A 14,441-nucleotide genomic window follows, 5' to 3' on the forward strand; every position below is an offset into this window, starting at 1 on the left:
TGCGCGGCGACGATATGCCTGCCCACTGGGTGGGAAACGGCGAACTGTCGAGGGGGTTCCGCGGATTACCGTGCGGATATCGGGACGTGGCCGCGGTCACATTCGCCATCGGAGGAACGCAGTTGCAGATCATGACACGAGGTGCGAGGACGCAGCGTGACCGAGAAGAACCGCTCCGGAATTCGGAGTACGCGGAAGCTGACGAAGCAGAACTGACACCAGACCAGGCCGCGCTGCTCGCCGAACAGGCAGAGGCAGAGGTCGCTGAAGCCGAATCGGCTGCAATGGCGGCTCGTACCCGGGCTCTGCGGCTGCGTGAGCAGGCCGCCGCCAGTCGCCCAGCCGAGGCGGCCGAGGTTGACGCCTGCAAGACTGCGTCGGACGGTGGAGCCTCTCATGCCGACATGGTGGCAAGGCAACCCAACGGCAGGCGCTTGCCCAGGCTGGGGCTGGCCCGACCGCGCCCGTCGATCGTTGCCGCCGCGTTGGCCCTTGCCTGCACCGCGGTGCTGGTCGCCGCGACTGGATACTTCGTATGGCATCAACAGAAGGTGCTTCGAGAGGCGCATGACCGCGCTGAATTCACCGCCGCCGCGCGCCAGGTCGTCGTCACGTTGATGTCCATCGACTTCAACAATGCCCAGGGCGATGTGCAGCGCATCGTCGACAACTCCACCGGGGCGTTCAGAGACGACTTTCAGCATGCCGCTGAGGATTTCATCAAAGTAGCCAAAGACGCGAAGGTCACCACAGCGGCCACTGCCAACGCCGCAGCCGTGGAGTCGATGACCCACGATTCGGCGGTGGTGTTGGTGACGGCCTCGTCCACGGTCACGAATGCGGCCGGGGCAAAGGACGCGCCGCGCACCTGGCGCCTCAGCGTGGACCTGCAGCGTGAGGGCGATCAGATCAAGATGTCGAAAGTGGAGTTTGTGCCATGACAGTCAACGACGAAATCGCCACGGCCACCATCGAGGATGACGGCGGCAATATTGCGGTCGCCGATCCGGACTTCGTGGAACCGGTGGCCGAGGAGTCCGAGGATGAGCCACTGCCCGCCGAACCGGCGAGGAAACCCGGCAGAGCCGGGCGAACATTGCGCGCTCTGGCGATGCGATGGCGCGTCGTCGTTGTCGTAATCCTGCTCGTGTCATCAGCCTCCTCGGCCACAATCCTGTATTTCACGCAGTACCGAGTCGCTCAGGAGACCGGCCCAGTGGCGGTCAAGGGCGTCGTCGAGGCCGCGTCGACCGGAACCGTGGCGCTGTTGTCGTATGCCCCCGAAACACTCGACAAAGACTTGGCAACCGCCCGGGCGTTGATGGTCGGCGACTTCCTGACCTACTATGGAAAGTTCACCTCAGACGTGGTGGCACCGGCGGTACGAGACAAAGGCATAAAGGCCAGCGCTCAAGTTGTGCGCGCCGCCATGATGGAAATCCATCCTGAATCGGCGAAGGTATTGGTTTTCCTCAATCAGGAGACCGTGAGCAAGGAGCGGCCCGACCCCGCGTTGACCGCCAGCAGCGTGGTCGTCAGCCTGACCAAACTCGATGGGAAATGGTTGATCTCGGCCTTCGACCCGGTCTGATCCATCGGCGCCGGGGACTTAGCAGCAGACCGGCTCGCTTGCGTCACAACGCTGTCGGCAGCTTCGCTGCGGATCGTCACATCGATCAGGCGCCGCAGAGAGTCTGTCAGTGGTTCGTAAAGCGACTCTTCGCGTTCGACGTCGACAACGGGAATCGGGTCGCTGGTGTGTCCCACGGCGAATACCCGATCGTATGCCTCGTTTGTGCGGACGCCGGACTGTGCCGAATCTGAATCAGACATCGTCGTTCTCATCGAACACTCCGTAATCGCCGCGGAAGAAGAGAAGCGGGGAGCGTTCGTCATGTGCCCACAGTCCCGTCACACGCGCCACCACGATGGTGTGGTCTCCGGCGGCATGCTCCAACTCGACGTCGGCCTCGATTGCGGCAAGAGTGCCGACGAGGGTGGGAGCGCCGTTGCTGCCGGCGAACCAGTCCACCTCCTTGAACTTGTCGCCGCCGCGGGTGGCGAACCGAGCACAGACGTCGCGTTGACCTCTTGCGAGGACATTCACGCACAACGAACCGACCTCACGGATCAAGGGCCAGCTGGTCGAATTGGCCGACGGGCAGAACGAAATGTACGGCGGCTCGAGCGACACAGAGGTGACCGACTGGCAGGTGAAGCCAATAGGGTGGGCGCCATCGTGTGCCGTGATCACCGCAATGCCCGTGCAGAAGTGCCCGAGGACCCGGCGCATTGCCGGGGCCAACGGTGTGAGTAGTGCGCCGCGCCCAGCAGCGGTCGTCTCGTCGGGCATGCTCCTCCTTTGGTTAGACCGCCTCAACTGTCGCGCCGACGGGACCTACCTGCAACGAGTCCTCCCAGTCAGTGGTTGTCGCAGCACCTGGGCCACTCGGGCTGTTGCTAGCCTTGGGCGGTGACGGAAGCTGCCCGAGAACCCACCGACCGGCCTAACCTCGCCCCCACAGGGTGGGCGCTGCTAGGCATGTTGTCCGGGGGAGACGAGCTCTCCGGGTACGACATCAAGAAGTGGATCAACTGGGCGATACGGTTCTTCTACTCCACTCCCGCCTACAGTCAGATCTACTCTGAACTCAAGCGTCTCGAACAGCTGGGTTTGGTCACCTCACGCGTGGAGGGCAGCACCCGCAGTCGGCGAATCTACAAAATCACCGATGACGGACTGACCGCGGTCACCCGATGGAGTAACGAAGAGCCGGTTGAACCGCCCACCCTCAAGCATCATCCACTGATGCGGGTGATTTTGGGGCACCTGACCAGCCCTGACCATCTCAAGGAAATACTCGGCGAGCATGTCGCCTACGCCGATCGGATGCAGCGTGCCGCTGTGACGGAGGCACGCTGGACCGCTGAGCAGCCGGCCTGGTCGTATGCGCACTTGGCGCTGCGGTGGTCCGAGCGGTACTACGCCGCTGAGCGGGATCTGGCACAGCAGTTGATCGACGAAATCGATGCCGCCGGTGACTTGTTCACCCAAGCCGGTGTGACGGGTATTCAATGGCCTGTGCGTGAGTACTGGTATGAGGTCGAGCGGCGGATTGCAGCCGAGGAGGAGCAGGGCTGACCGGTCTCGGCCAGCCCTGCTCCTCCGATCAGTTCATGCGCCCAGCGGCGTGACGCGCGGCGATATAGCCGAACACCAATCCTTGCCCGATGGTCGCGCCCGCACCGGGATAGCTGGCACCAAACGCATTGGCAGCCGTGTTGCCGATTGCGTACAGGCCCTCGATGACCGAGCTATCCTCGCGCAATACCCGACCGAGGTCATCTACCTGCAGACCACCACATGTCCCAAGGTCGCTGAGGACTACTCTGACTGCGTAGAAGGGGCCGTGATCGAGGGCGCGCAGGTTCGGATTCGGCGTCACGGTCGGATCGCCGTAGTAGCGGTCGTAGGCACTGGCTCCCCGGCCGAAGTCGGCGTCCTCACCCGCGCGCGCCAACTGGTTGAAGCGCTTCATCGTGAAGATCAGCGATGCCGGGTCGACACCCATCGACCTGGCCAGTCCGGCGAGATCATCGCTGCGGTGCGCGATGCCGGCGTCGTACCATTGCCGTGGAATCGGCATGCGTGGAAAGAGCTCTGCGGCAAGCAGATAACTGTTGCGGTACTGCTGATCGAAAACCATCCACATGGTCTCGACCGGTGTCCCTGCGCGCTCGCGCTGCAGCACTTGTTGCCCGAACGACATGTAGTCGATTGCCTCATTGATGAACCGGTTGCCGGTCTGATCGACCAACAGGCATCCCGGAAGCGACCGCTCTGCGAGCATGACGGTGGGCGCATACCCGGATAGGGGAGCGAACGCCGGAAACCACCACGCCTGATCCATCAGAGCGGTCCCGGCGCCCAATTCCTGGGCGGTGCGGATCGCATCACCGGTGTTGCCCTCGGCTCCCAGACTCAAGTGTTCGCCGAGCGATTCGGATTGAAATTTGTGGCGCCAGTCCATCGAATGGTCGAATCCGCCGGCCGCCAGGACGACGCCCCGGCGCGCTGTGATCGTGACGTATGAGCCATCACGGCTGATTACCGCGCCGTTGACGCGGACGCCGTCGGTGAGCAGCCGGACGAGCGGAGTGCTGGTCCATACCGGGATCCCAGCGCGAATGACGCCGGCAAACATGCCCGCGGCGAGAGCCTGCCCGCCGGCGGCATAGCGTCGGCGTAGGGCCAGGCCGCCGATCCCTTGCACTGCGCGCAGCATGATGCGCGGTATTGCCTTGCGGGGTGCCCGCGCCATGAGGTTCAGCCAGCGGTAGTCCGCACCCGTCACCGGCATTGGGAAAGACGACTTCATCACCCCGGGGCGCAGGCGCGCCAGTTCCCGGCCCAGTATCGAAGTGTTGAACGGCCGGCATTCGCACGTGCGACCGACCGCGCTGCCTCCTGGCAGCTCCGGGTGGTAATCCGAATAGCCTTTCGCCCATTGAAATTTCATGGGGGTGGTGCGGCGCAGCATGTCGATCGTCGCGGCGCCGTGATCCAGAAATGAGTGCGCGCGGCTGATCGGTGCAGCATCGCCCACGACGGATTCAAGGTACGTGCGTCCGGCTGCCACTGTGTCTCCCGAACCGGCCTCTGTCAGGACTGGGTTCGCCGGCATCCAGAACGCTCCACCCGAGCGGGCGGTCGACCCTCCGACGTACTCCGTCTTCTCCACTATGAGTGTTGAAAGACCCAATTCGTGGGCCGCGAGTGCTGCGGCCATGCCGGTTCCCGAGCCGACAACCAGCAGATCGACAATCATGTTCTGGGGATCATCCACTCGCCGATTCTCAGACGAACGTCGCAGCTTTGTGTCTGGCCTGCCCAGTCAGTGGAACACAGCGTCGGTTCGTCCACGGTGCCGGTGCTACAACAGGATTAGTCCCTTTGGTAAGCGATCAGATGAAGAGGATGGCGGCATGACTTCGTTGCAGTCCGACGGCGCAGGCGACATTCGGCAGATCGAGGCCGATGCCGCCCCGAGGCGATTTGCGCGCGGCTGGCACTGCCTGGGTTTGACCCGCGATCTAGGTGACGGTAAACCACACGCAATCAACGCATTCGGTGGCAAGCTGGTAATCTTTCGTGGAGAAGACGGCAACATCAACGCACTTGACGCCTACTGCAGGCACATGGGTGGCGACCTGTCCGACGGTGAGGTCAAAGGCAACGAGATCGCCTGCCCGTTCCACGATTGGCGCTGGGGCGGCGACGGCCGCTGCAAGCAGATCCCCTACAGCCGTAGGGTGCCCAAGCTTGCCCGTACTGCAAAATGGCCCACGATCGAGCAGGACGGGATGTTGTTCGTCTGGAACGATCCTGAGAAGAAGGCGCCACCCGTCGACGTCACCATTCCGCGTATCGAGGGGGTGGGCGGTGACACCTGGACTGACTGGCATTGGTACACCACGACGGTCAACACCAATTGTCGCGAGATCATCGACAATGTCGTCGATATGGCGCACTTCTTCTACATCCACGGCGGGCTGCCGACCGAGTTCAAGAACATCTTCGAAGGCTATGTGGCCACGCAGTACTACAGGAGCGAGGCGCGGCCGGATCTCGGTTCTGGCGAGAGCGCCAAGATTCTCGGCACGACCTCGGTGGCGTCCTATTACGGTCCGTCATTCATGATCGATGACCTGACCTACCACTACGAGCATGGCGATCAGCGCACGGTGCTGCTCAATTGCCACTATCCCATCGACGCGGATTCCTTTGTGCTGCAATATGGAATCACCGTGGAGAAGTCGGAGGCGCTGCCGGAAGAAGCAGCCACGCAGATGGCGATCGCCCTGGGGGACTTCGTGAAGATCGGCTTCGAGCAGGACGTGGCCATCTGGCGGCGAAAGGCTCGAATCGACAACCCGCTGCTGTGCGAAGAGGATGGTCCGGTGTATCAGCTGCGTCGGTGGTACGAGCAGTTCTACGTCGATACCGCAGATATAGCCCCAGACATGGTGGACCGCTTCGAATTCGAGATCGACACCTCTCGTCCGCGCGAGGCGTGGATGAAGGAGGTCGAACAGAATCTTGCGGCCAATCGACTTCCCAGATTGGTGGGCTTGACGCAATGAGTCTCCGCCCCGACAACCGGCTGCGTGACGCGCCCATGACGCCGATCACGTGTTTGTCATGCGGGGCGCACGTTTTGGTTCGAAAGAGCAGCTGGGAGCAGACCAGCGTGCAGTGGAATGCCGCGTCTCGATCGAAATGCACAGTAGCGAGCATCTATTCGCCGCGCCGGCTTCGGGGATGTGGGGACACCGGGGGCGCTGGGCTTCTGGTGTGTCAGCAGCTGAGGATGTCCATCGAGGCCGCGGTACGCAATGGTTCACTGCCTGTCCTCGATGAACTCTGATTCTCTGCCGAAGTTACCAATTCCCGCTCGACGAACGAATTTCGCTACGGCAGCGTTGTCAAGGCGCGCATGACGATGTGTATTCCAGCCCTCAAGGCCGACTGCAGATGATCGAAGTCGCCGCCTTCGGCCCAATGGATATAGGCCTCGCGGCTGATCTGGATCACCAGATGAGCGGGCACCGCACGGGCAAACGGATCCTCGTCCAGATGGACACGGGTGGCGAGGAATTCGGTGACGGGGTCGACCATGTCCTGCCCCCAATCCAGCCATCGCAGGCGGTATTGCGGATTATTGATCATCAGTGCCATGAACCTGCGATCGATCTCAAGTTCACCGCGTTTGGAAACCTCGGCGCTGAAAGCTCGGACGAGCCTCAACTATGACGACTACCAGCACGACTTCATGGGAAAGGTGGGTAACATCGAGGACTTCTCGCAGGAATTCCTCGCTCGACTCGCCCGAGTATTCGAAGACGTCATGGTGTTCATGCCCTACGCCCATATCCAGACATACGCCCCCAAGTGTGGGCTGGCTACGGCGATCGACATTGCCGAGGAGGTGTCGCGCGGTGGAATGCGCCAGGTGATGCCGATGAGTCGGTTTCTCGCACCGCCGGAGTGGGACTGGAAAAACCCGCAATACCAGGCCATCCCGTTCGATGTGCAAACCGGCGATCTGACCAAACCTGCTCTGCGCCGCCTCATAACGACCTACTGGGATCAGTACCTCAAGGACCACAACTGCTTCATCGACCAATGGGTGAAAGTCATTCCCGAGGAGGAAGTTTAGCTGGCGTTACCGGACATGTACCAGATGATCATCGATTACCAGTACCCGAAGCTGGCCAAGGTGCTCAAGATCGAACCGGTGCACGTGGTGGACTATCTGAAGCTGGCATGCCTGAGTATCGACGGCACCTTGGGCTATGGCGGCGAGTACATCGTTCACAACCCCGATCACGTTGTGCTGAACATGCGCCGTTGCGAAGTTCTACAACGCTACCTTGACGAGGTCCTGTATCCGCCGGCGCGGGCATGGATGAATTGCACGTTTGAGCAAAGTATTTCAGCGCCATTCTTCCCAGGATGCAAGCTGGCCATAAACTTGCCGCCCAAGGATTTCAAGTTCGCGTAAGGCGAGCCCCTTCTGCGTATGGACCAACACCCGAAGAGAAGAAAATGACGCCGCGGCAGCCGCAGCGCCAGACCCCCGCGAAAGTGCCATGAAAAAGATCCCGATCATGCCGATCTCTTCAACTTCCTGAGCTGCAGTCGCCGACGTGCAAGCCCTGCCCAGAGTCGTTGTGTGCTCCGGCGCCCCAAATTTGGGGCGCCGGAGCACACAACGGGTGGAGAGCTCACGCGAATTGGAAGGAGCTCAACGGTGCTTCGTCAGGGTAGATCGATGGGCCACCGAGGTCATAGCCTGCGTTCAGGGCACCGATGAAGGCCGCGTCATGCAGTGGTGCACTGGGGATGTCGAGCTTGATGCCCTTTTTGCCGAGGTCGTCGACCATCATGTCGATGGCCTTGTCGATGGTCAGGTCGTCCGAGTGGTCCATGTTCTTCTTCAGTTCGTCGTAGTCTTCGAAGACCTCTGCCGACCAGTGGACCAGGAAGCGCAGCTCGTCGGTGTGATGCCGGGCGATCACATCTTCGCCGTTCTTGAGCACCCAGTAGTCGTGGTCTGACGGATCGCCGGCGAACACCGTGTCGAAACCTAGTCCGGCCGGAACCTGTTGTTCCAGTGGTCCGTTGGCCTCACCGCGATGCACCAGCATCTCGTTCTGCACCACTACTCCGCGGTTGTACACCGGCGGCAGCACGCGCTTGGGCGCCCTCAGCGGCCCCTCGGGCCAATAGGTGAAGCCACTGCCCTCGTCAAGGGAGAACCAGGTGATCACCTGCGCCATCTTGATCAGGTATTCCTGGAACAACCCGGACTTGCCCATGACGCTTACCAGCCAAGTTGGCGCGTTCTCGTAGCGGATACCGCGGAAACTGGGCGAATCGAGGTGTCCGGGATCGCGATTCGCGCATGGTCCGTTGATATTGAACAGCATCATCTGCGGCTTGGCATATTCGGCATGCCAGTACGACTTGGCCTGTTCGATGAATCCGGCGTTGTAGAAGCAATCGTGCAGTTCCGGATAGAGCAGGGTGCCGTAGTTCGCCAGGAAGCCGCGGAAGGTCGGGGTCAGGAACAGATCGAGAGTGGGAGTGAAACCTTCGGGGAATTTGCCGCTCATGGTCGCGATTAGCTCTTCGGGCGAGGCGAAGTGCTGAGCGATGATGAGCCTCCACGGCGCGTCCCTACGAACCACTTCGAGCAGGCGATCCCGCTGATCGTCGGTGTAGACGTTGTCGATTTCGCGGGGCGGCGCGGCGGGGCGGAGGATGTCTGACAACTCCAGGCGCCGCTCTTCGGTGAGCATTACAGGGACTCCTTACCTATCAGTTGCGGCGTTGACAAACGCCGTTGGTGTGTTCGATTGTGTGCCGAATCACCGTCGTGCGGGCCCGGGTTGTCCGGCTATTGGGACGGTAGGTCTGTCCTCAGAACGGAAGGGGATTGGCGAATTTCGCACGCAGCAGCGCGCCAGTTTCGGCCAACGCCAGCCGACCCCGTGCGGTCGCCTCGTACCGCATGAGGAATCCGTGATAGATGCCGGGATAGCGGGTGAGCGTGGTCTGGACGCCGGTATCGCGCAGTCGCACGGCGTAGCGTTCGCCCCAGTCCCGGATCGGATCGCATTCGCCGGTCACCACTATCGCTTGAGGAAGACCTCGTAAGTCGGTCGCGTATGCCGGTACCCGGTACGGACTGTGGGGCGCGTCGGCGCCGAGGTCGGCCAGGTCGTGCATGTAGACGATGTCTTCGTGCAACAGCATGGGCGCTTCGGTCATCCGGGTGATCGAGGGCGCTCCCATGTCCCGATCAAGGCCCGGGTAGAGGAGAACCTGGGCGAAGATCGCCGGGCCGTGATGGTCTCGCGCCGCCAGGGCCACGGCCGCGGCAAGTCCGCCGCCGGCGCTGTCTCCGGCAACCACGAGCCGCGCAGCGTCGACACCTAGCGATGCGGCGTTCGATGCCACCCATTCGGTGGCGGTGAAGGCGTCGTCGAATTGCGCGGGCGGCGGATTCTCCGGCGCAAGCCGGTAATCCACCGCCACCACGACTGCTCCGCTGGCTGCTGCGAGCCCGCGAGACAGTGGTTCGAACGAATGATTGGAGCCCATCACCAGGCCGCCGCCGTGGAAGTGCAACACCACCGGTGCCGGGTCATCGAACGTCCGCGCCGGCCGGTATATGCGCACGGGTATCTGCCGTGCGGATGCCGGAACCGTCATGTCGCTGATCTCCGCCATCTGTGGCATATCCGTTGGTAGCGGTGCTGTTTCGAGCGCTTCCCGGACCGCGTCGAGGCCGCGTTGCCGGATCGGTTTGACGGGTCCGAACGCTGCGTATCGTGCTGCGGCATCGGGATCGAGTGCGGGGCCCTCCTGTGCGGACCGCATGATCACTGCCGGGCCGGGTCGAACCGGCGCTGAGTGCGCAGTTGCGGTGGCACCTGAGTGGTGAGCACCTGGGCACGTTCTGCCATTGCCGAGCCTACGTATTCGGGTTGGGTCAGCAGGTAGAACCGGCCTTGCGCGGATTGGTCGAAGATCACTTGGGCTGCCGCGAGCGGGTCCATGGCCTCGGCTTTGATGTCCAGCATTGCTGCCCGTTGTGATTCGGCGGCACCGACATCGGCATTGGCCTCACCGGCATCCACGCCACCTGCAGCCTCGAAAATGTTGGATTTCACGGCCCCCGGCAGCACCGCGTGGACGTGAATACGGTGAGCGTGGCCAGACAACTCCACTTCCATTCGCAGGCATTCGGTGAGGGCCAGGACGGCGTGCTTGCTGATGATGTAGGGCGCTTGCAACGGCACAGCCGCCACCCCGCCGATCGACGAGAGATTCCAAACCCACGTGGGGGAGTCATGCGCCATCATCCTGGGCAGGAAGGCGCGTACACCGTGGAACACACCGCTGACGTTGACGTCCATCACCCGATTCCAGTTCGCGATCGGGGTGTCCCACAGGTAGCCGAACTGCTCTACTCCGGCATTGTTCACCAGAAGCCGGACCGGGCCGCGATCGTGATAGACGTGTTCCGCCAGCGCCGCCACTGCGTCTGGATCGCGAACATCACAGTGTTCGGCTACCGCGGTGGCACCAGTGTCGTCGAGTTCGTCGCGCAGTGACTCGACTGCGGCCTTGTCGATGTCGGCCAGGACCGTAGTCATACCAAGCCGGTGGGCGTATCGGGCCAAACCGGCACCGATTCCCGCTCCGGCGCCCGTGATCACGGCAACGCCACCTTCGAACAACTCGCGCGCGGAGGTCACCGTCATGCGCCCGCCGCGGCGCCGTCGGGAGCACCGGGCAGGCCTGCGCCGGCCAGCGGCTCGGAATTGGTGACGTCGAGAATGACCTCCATCTTGGTGAATTGCAGGCCTTTCGGTGCGCTGATGTCGCGACGCACGCCGACGTGAGTGACTCCGCTGGACACTGCGAACGGAACGAAATTGGTGACCTGATTGACGAAGATGTAGAAGCGCGCGTACGTCACACCATCCTCGGTGCCGGTGATGTGAAGGTTCGTCGCGTGATGACGAAGCGGGTAGGGGCTGGCCCGGCGGTGCTCCGTCAACCAGGGGATGATCGCGGCCGCACCGGACAAGTCGGCCGCCAGCGCCTCTTCGAACGGGCACGAACCCGAATCGCTGCGACTCAGGTACGCAGCGTCCTCGGCGAACGCGGCAGCCATCTCACCGTAGTGCGCCTCGTCGTAGTGAAACCAGAAATTACCGACAAAGTCCTGCAATTCGGCCAGTGAGATGGCGTCAGCGCTCACGATGTGTCTCCCGTTGGTGTTTCGTTGTGATGATCCTTCGCTTCTGGAGTCAATCGCTGCAGCGTGGCCTGTTGTACCGCAATGCCCAGTCAGTGGACTGTTTTTCAATCGGCGATCAAGCTCCAGAGGCCGCGTGAACCGACGCATCGTGCGGCATCGGTCACCACGGCGTCCCAGGACTGAACGGATCCGAATTCCGACCGCCAGGTAAGCGCGGGACGGGTGTATTCGTGCAACCGATGTTCCATCGTGGTCCCGATCGCACCGCACGCCTGATGCGCGTTGCGTACCACCACCGAGGTGGCATGGCCGGCGCACGATCGGGCAACTGCCACGAGAAACTCCAGGTTTGGCGCCGACCAAGCGCTCTGCACGACCGCAGTGAGGGCGGCCTCGGTGGCTGCACGGGCCAAGGCCGCTTCTGCAGCGATGTCGGCAACCATGTTTTGAACCGCCTGGAACTTCGACAGTGAGCGGCCGAACTGGGCTCTGGAGGAGGTGTGTTCGATGGTCAGTTCGAGGATTCGATCGAGCGCTGCGCACACTTGGATCGAACGTACCAGTGCCGATTTCAACTTGAGTTGTGTCAGTTGGCCGGCGGCGACCGGTGTGCCGGCCAGCGCGGTCAGATCAGCGCTGATGCTGTCTCGAGGTTCACCAATCATGTTGGTGCCCTGCGTGATTTGCACGGCAGGATCCGAAACATCCAGATCGGCAGCGTAATAGTGAATACCTGTCGGCCACACCACGACGACCCGTTCGGCCGTCGAGGCCCACGGCACGTGGCGTGCCGTCCCGTCATGGCCCAACACGCATATGGTGCGGGCGGCGCCGTCCGCCGGCAGCCCCACAACGTCCAGGAGCCAGCAGGCCAGCAAATCATGCTCGGCCAACGGGATCCGGATACCGTGGCGTACGGCGGCGGCCATGAGCTCGGCGGCCTCCGGCCAGCCAGCCGCGCTGCCGCCGGTCTCCTCGCGTCCCGTCAGTCGCACGAGACCGAGCTCGTCGAGTCGCTGCCACAGACCGGCGTCGCGGGTTATCGGGGCGGCGGCAGGCCCAGATTTCCGTTGATCGGCGAAGACCGCGTTCATCATCCCAACGAGATCTGGGTCTACGGATAACGCCGCGTGGTGATCGGTGCCGTTCGATGGGGTGGTCATCGGATCCCCAATCCGCGGGCGATCACGCCGCGCAGTACCTCGTTGGTTCCTCCGCGCAAGGTGAATCCGGGTCTCTGATCGACCGCGAACGCCGCCAACTGCCGGATCGCTGGGCCAACGGTGTTGTCGTCTCCGACATGCAGATCGGCAAAGTCGGCGATGTCGCCCTCGGTGGTGGTCCCGAGTACCTTGACCACTGCCGCCGGCACGTCGGCGGACTCATGACGTTCGAGCGCACCGGCGATCGCCATCGACATCTGATGAAGTCCGGCCACGCGTGCGACCAGTCGGCCGAGGTTGGTGTCACGCGAAATCGCTTGGGCTTCCTCGGCGTCAGCGCAAGCAGCCAACAGCGGGAAGGTGCTCAGCAATCGTTCAGGGCCGCTACGTTCGAAGCTCAGCTCGGAGGTCACCTGGTGCCAGCCGTCGCCGATCTTGCCGAACACCATGACGTCGGGCACATAGGTGTCATCGAGGACGACCTCGTTGAAATGGTGGCGGCCATTCATCGAAATGACCGGTCGCACGGTAACACCCGGGCTGTCGAGCCGTACGATGAACTGGCTCAGACCGCTGTGCCGGTGCGTGGGATCCAGCGGAGCCGTGCGGGCCAACACGATGAAGGCGTGGGCGCGGTGCGCGCCGGAGGTCCACAGTTTGGTGCCGCTGATGTGCCAGCCGCCGGCCACCTTCGTGGCCCGGGTTCGGACACTCGCCAAATCGGAGCCACAATCCGGTTCGCTCATACCGATGCCGAAAAAGCACCGTCCCGCCGTTATTGCGGGCAGGAACTCTCGCTTTTGCGCTTCGGTGCCGTACTTCAGCAGTGACGGCACGATCTGCCGATCGGCGATCCAATGGGCGGCCACGGGTGCGCCTGCGGCCAGCAGCTCCTCGGTGACCGCGAACCGCTCGATGAAGCTGCGCCCGTGCCCGCCATACTCCTTGGGCACCGTCATGCCGATCCAGCCTCGCTGTGCCAGTCGGGCTGTGAAATCCTCGTCCCATCCTGACAACCAGGAATCGATTGAGGGAGTGAAGGTTCCGGCAGCGAGTTGCTCGGCGAGGAACCCACGCACCTGTTGGCGCAGCGCGGCGGTCGCTGATCGTTCGAGAGCCGCAGGCGGGACCATTCGGGGCGGTGCCATCAGGCGGTTCGCCATTTCCCGATCCGGCGCACGTGCTCTGCATCTTGATGGGCGAGCGGTTGCATGGCAGCGGCCATACCCAGCGTGGACTCCAACTCGCCCGTACGTGATTCTCGTAGCAGGCGTTTGGCCATTCGCAGCGCGTGTGGTGGATTCTTGATGACGCGCGTGGCGAGATCTGTGGCAGCGGTGAGTAGCTCGTCGTGCTCGACGACACGGCTGACCAGGCCCCACTCAAGTGCAGTCTCTGCATTGATGCGGTCGCCGGTGAAGGTCATCTCGGCAGCACGCGCGTAGCCGATCGCCCGCTGCAGAAACCAGGTGCCACCGTCACCGGGAACCAGTCCGAGTTGCACGAAGCTCTCGGCGAAAGATGCTCGCTCCGAGGCGATCCGGATGTCACACATGGCGGCGAGATCGCATCCGGCGCCGACCGCCGCACCGTTGACTGCTGCGATGATCGGAACCTCGAGCCTGGTCAATGCCCGTGGTAGTCGTTGAATTCCGTCGACGTAGGCGTATCGCTGGTAGATGGCGTCGAGGCCGAACATGCCGCGGCGGTCGGCCATCTCCTTGACGTTGCCGCCCGCGGAGAAGACCTTGCCTTCGCCGGTCAAGATGATCGCGCGCACTGCCGTGTCGGCGTTTGCGAAGTCGACGGCCGCCTCAAAGGCTGCGATGAAATCCTCGTCGGTGATCGCGTTGGCCACCTCGGGCAGGTTGATCGTCCAGATCTCGATGGTGTCGCGTTTGTCGATCTTCAATGGTTGCATCGGTGCGTCTCCTGGTTT

At 62.6% G+C, this 14,441-nt stretch carries 17 protein-coding genes; 7 read left to right on the forward strand and 10 right to left on the reverse strand.

Translation table 11 applies throughout. The features are described 5' to 3' along the window. The first annotated feature begins 131 nt into the window (after positions 1-131). Positions 132-941, forward strand: coding sequence for an Rv1363c family protein (locus tag RMCB_RS19720; protein WP_234792190.1), 810 nt, complete (start codon positions 132-134; stop codon positions 939-941). Continuing rightward, complete coding sequence (locus RMCB_RS19725) at positions 938-1,591, forward strand: hypothetical protein (protein ID WP_072278505.1); 654 nt, start codon at positions 938-940, stop codon at positions 1,589-1,591. The genes RMCB_RS19720 and RMCB_RS19725 overlap by 4 nt, the downstream gene beginning before the upstream one ends. Positions 1,592-1,825: 234 nt before the next feature. Here RMCB_RS19725 and RMCB_RS19730 read toward each other — a convergent pair whose 3' ends face one another. Beyond that, the gene (locus RMCB_RS19730) at positions 1,826-2,353 is read right to left on the reverse strand and encodes a flavin reductase family protein (protein ID WP_084388556.1); all 528 of its coding nucleotides are present in this window, start codon (positions 2,351-2,353) and stop codon (positions 1,826-1,828) included. A 120-nt stretch (positions 2,354-2,473) separates the two neighbouring features. On the opposite strand from RMCB_RS19730, the gene RMCB_RS19735 reads away from it, so the two are divergent. Continuing rightward, a complete protein-coding gene (locus tag RMCB_RS19735) occupies positions 2,474-3,142 on the forward strand; it encodes a PadR family transcriptional regulator (RefSeq protein ID WP_062830143.1) in 669 nt (222 codons plus the stop codon). Between the two features lie 28 nt (positions 3,143-3,170). Here RMCB_RS19735 and RMCB_RS19740 read toward each other — a convergent pair whose 3' ends face one another. Next, positions 3,171-4,847, reverse strand: coding sequence for a 3-ketosteroid-delta-1-dehydrogenase (locus RMCB_RS19740; protein ID WP_062830144.1), 1,677 nt, complete (start codon positions 4,845-4,847; stop codon positions 3,171-3,173). Between the two features lie 139 nt (positions 4,848-4,986). Between RMCB_RS19740 and RMCB_RS19745 the strand changes: the two genes are divergently transcribed. Together RMCB_RS19745 and RMCB_RS36620 are read left to right on the forward strand one after the other, a co-directional pair. Continuing rightward, entirely contained in the window at positions 4,987-6,144 is a 1,158-nt protein-coding gene (locus RMCB_RS19745; protein ID WP_062830145.1) for a 3-ketosteroid-9-alpha-monooxygenase, oxygenase component, read from the forward strand. Next, positions 6,141-6,428: a hypothetical protein gene (locus RMCB_RS36620; RefSeq protein WP_072278506.1), complete on the forward strand. Its 288-nt coding sequence runs from the start codon at positions 6,141-6,143 to the stop codon at positions 6,426-6,428. The genes RMCB_RS19745 and RMCB_RS36620 overlap by 4 nt, the downstream gene beginning before the upstream one ends. A 44-nt stretch (positions 6,429-6,472) precedes the next feature. On the opposite strand, the gene RMCB_RS19755 is transcribed toward RMCB_RS36620, so the two are convergent. Further along, positions 6,473-6,739 carry an acyl-CoA-like ligand-binding transcription factor gene (locus RMCB_RS19755; RefSeq protein ID WP_062830146.1) on the reverse strand — a complete coding sequence of 89 codons (267 nt, stop codon included), beginning with the start codon at positions 6,737-6,739 and terminating at the stop codon, positions 6,473-6,475. On the opposite strand from RMCB_RS19755, the gene RMCB_RS36625 reads away from it, so the two are divergent. Both RMCB_RS36625 and RMCB_RS36630 read left to right on the forward strand, forming a co-directional pair. Beyond that, positions 6,738-7,220, forward strand: coding sequence for a hypothetical protein (locus RMCB_RS36625; RefSeq protein ID WP_234792191.1), 483 nt, complete (start codon positions 6,738-6,740; stop codon positions 7,218-7,220). The two genes, RMCB_RS19755 and RMCB_RS36625, sit on opposite strands and share 2 nt — an antisense overlap. 15 nt (positions 7,221-7,235) lie before the next feature. Next, the gene (locus tag RMCB_RS36630) at positions 7,236-7,565 is read left to right on the forward strand and encodes a hypothetical protein (protein WP_234792192.1); all 330 of its coding nucleotides are present in this window, start codon (positions 7,236-7,238) and stop codon (positions 7,563-7,565) included. A gap of 223 nt (positions 7,566-7,788) precedes the next feature. Here the strand turns inward: RMCB_RS36630 and RMCB_RS19765 are convergent, their stop codons facing one another. The 7 genes from RMCB_RS19765 to RMCB_RS19795 form a co-directional block, all read right to left on the reverse strand. Beyond that, positions 7,789-8,865, reverse strand: a complete 1,077-nt coding sequence (locus RMCB_RS19765) for a hypothetical protein (RefSeq protein ID WP_062830147.1) — start codon at positions 8,863-8,865, stop codon at positions 7,789-7,791. Positions 8,866-8,986: 121 nt separating this feature from the next. Further along, positions 8,987-9,949, reverse strand: coding sequence for an alpha/beta hydrolase (locus tag RMCB_RS19770; protein WP_062830280.1), 963 nt, complete (start codon positions 9,947-9,949; stop codon positions 8,987-8,989). Positions 9,950-9,951: 2 nt separating this feature from the next. Beyond that, positions 9,952-10,836 (reverse strand): SDR family NAD(P)-dependent oxidoreductase, encoded by an 885-nt coding sequence (locus RMCB_RS19775; RefSeq protein ID WP_062830148.1) that lies wholly within the window; start codon positions 10,834-10,836, stop codon positions 9,952-9,954. Continuing rightward, positions 10,833-11,339: a nuclear transport factor 2 family protein gene (locus RMCB_RS19780; protein WP_062830149.1), complete on the reverse strand. Its 507-nt coding sequence runs from the start codon at positions 11,337-11,339 to the stop codon at positions 10,833-10,835. Before RMCB_RS19780 ends, RMCB_RS19775 begins: the two co-directional genes overlap by 4 nt. Before the next feature lie 104 nt (positions 11,340-11,443). Continuing rightward, positions 11,444-12,502: an acyl-CoA dehydrogenase family protein gene (locus tag RMCB_RS19785; RefSeq protein WP_062830150.1), complete on the reverse strand. Its 1,059-nt coding sequence runs from the start codon at positions 12,500-12,502 to the stop codon at positions 11,444-11,446. Next, complete coding sequence (locus RMCB_RS19790) at positions 12,499-13,650, reverse strand: acyl-CoA dehydrogenase family protein (RefSeq protein WP_062830282.1); 1,152 nt, start codon at positions 13,648-13,650, stop codon at positions 12,499-12,501. Before RMCB_RS19790 ends, RMCB_RS19785 begins: the two co-directional genes overlap by 4 nt. Continuing rightward, complete coding sequence (locus RMCB_RS19795) at positions 13,650-14,423, reverse strand: crotonase/enoyl-CoA hydratase family protein (RefSeq protein WP_062830281.1); 774 nt, start codon at positions 14,421-14,423, stop codon at positions 13,650-13,652. Before RMCB_RS19795 ends, RMCB_RS19790 begins: the two co-directional genes overlap by 1 nt. Between the last annotated feature and the right edge of the window lie 18 nt (positions 14,424-14,441).

Origin of the sequence: Mycolicibacterium brisbanense, from assembly GCF_001570425.1 — a bacterium.
In the GTDB taxonomy this organism is placed as follows: Bacteria; Actinomycetota; Actinomycetes; order Mycobacteriales; family Mycobacteriaceae; genus Mycobacterium; species Mycobacterium brisbanense.

What these genes read in the sequence shown, in the direction of transcription:
- RMCB_RS19720 (WP_234792190.1), top strand. Translation starts at nt 132, where the DNA reads ATGACACGAGGTGCGAGGACGCAGCGTGACCGAGAAGAACCGCTCCGG.
- RMCB_RS19725 (WP_072278505.1), top strand. Translation starts at nt 938, where the DNA reads ATGACAGTCAACGACGAAATCGCCACGGCCACCATCGAGGATGACGGC.
- RMCB_RS19730 (WP_084388556.1), bottom strand. Translation starts at nt 2,353, where the DNA reads ATGCCCGACGAGACGACCGCTGCTGGGCGCGGCGCACTACTCACACCG.
- RMCB_RS19745 (WP_062830145.1), top strand. Translation starts at nt 4,987, where the DNA reads ATGACTTCGTTGCAGTCCGACGGCGCAGGCGACATTCGGCAGATCGAG.
- RMCB_RS36620 (WP_072278506.1), top strand. Translation starts at nt 6,141, where the DNA reads ATGAGTCTCCGCCCCGACAACCGGCTGCGTGACGCGCCCATGACGCCG.
- RMCB_RS36625 (WP_234792191.1), top strand. Translation starts at nt 6,738, where the DNA reads ATGAACCTGCGATCGATCTCAAGTTCACCGCGTTTGGAAACCTCGGCG.
- RMCB_RS19755 (WP_062830146.1), bottom strand. Translation starts at nt 6,739, where the DNA reads ATGGCACTGATGATCAATAATCCGCAATACCGCCTGCGATGGCTGGAT.
- RMCB_RS36630 (WP_234792192.1), top strand. Translation starts at nt 7,236, where the DNA reads ATGTACCAGATGATCATCGATTACCAGTACCCGAAGCTGGCCAAGGTG.
- RMCB_RS19765 (WP_062830147.1), bottom strand. Translation starts at nt 8,865, where the DNA reads ATGCTCACCGAAGAGCGGCGCCTGGAGTTGTCAGACATCCTCCGCCCC.
- RMCB_RS19770 (WP_062830280.1), bottom strand. Translation starts at nt 9,949, where the DNA reads ATGCGGTCCGCACAGGAGGGCCCCGCACTCGATCCCGATGCCGCAGCA.
- RMCB_RS19775 (WP_062830148.1), bottom strand. Translation starts at nt 10,836, where the DNA reads ATGACGGTGACCTCCGCGCGCGAGTTGTTCGAAGGTGGCGTTGCCGTG.
- RMCB_RS19785 (WP_062830150.1), bottom strand. Translation starts at nt 12,502, where the DNA reads ATGACCACCCCATCGAACGGCACCGATCACCACGCGGCGTTATCCGTA.
- RMCB_RS19790 (WP_062830282.1), bottom strand. Translation starts at nt 13,650, where the DNA reads ATGGCACCGCCCCGAATGGTCCCGCCTGCGGCTCTCGAACGATCAGCG.
- RMCB_RS19795 (WP_062830281.1), bottom strand. Translation starts at nt 14,423, where the DNA reads ATGCAACCATTGAAGATCGACAAACGCGACACCATCGAGATCTGGACG.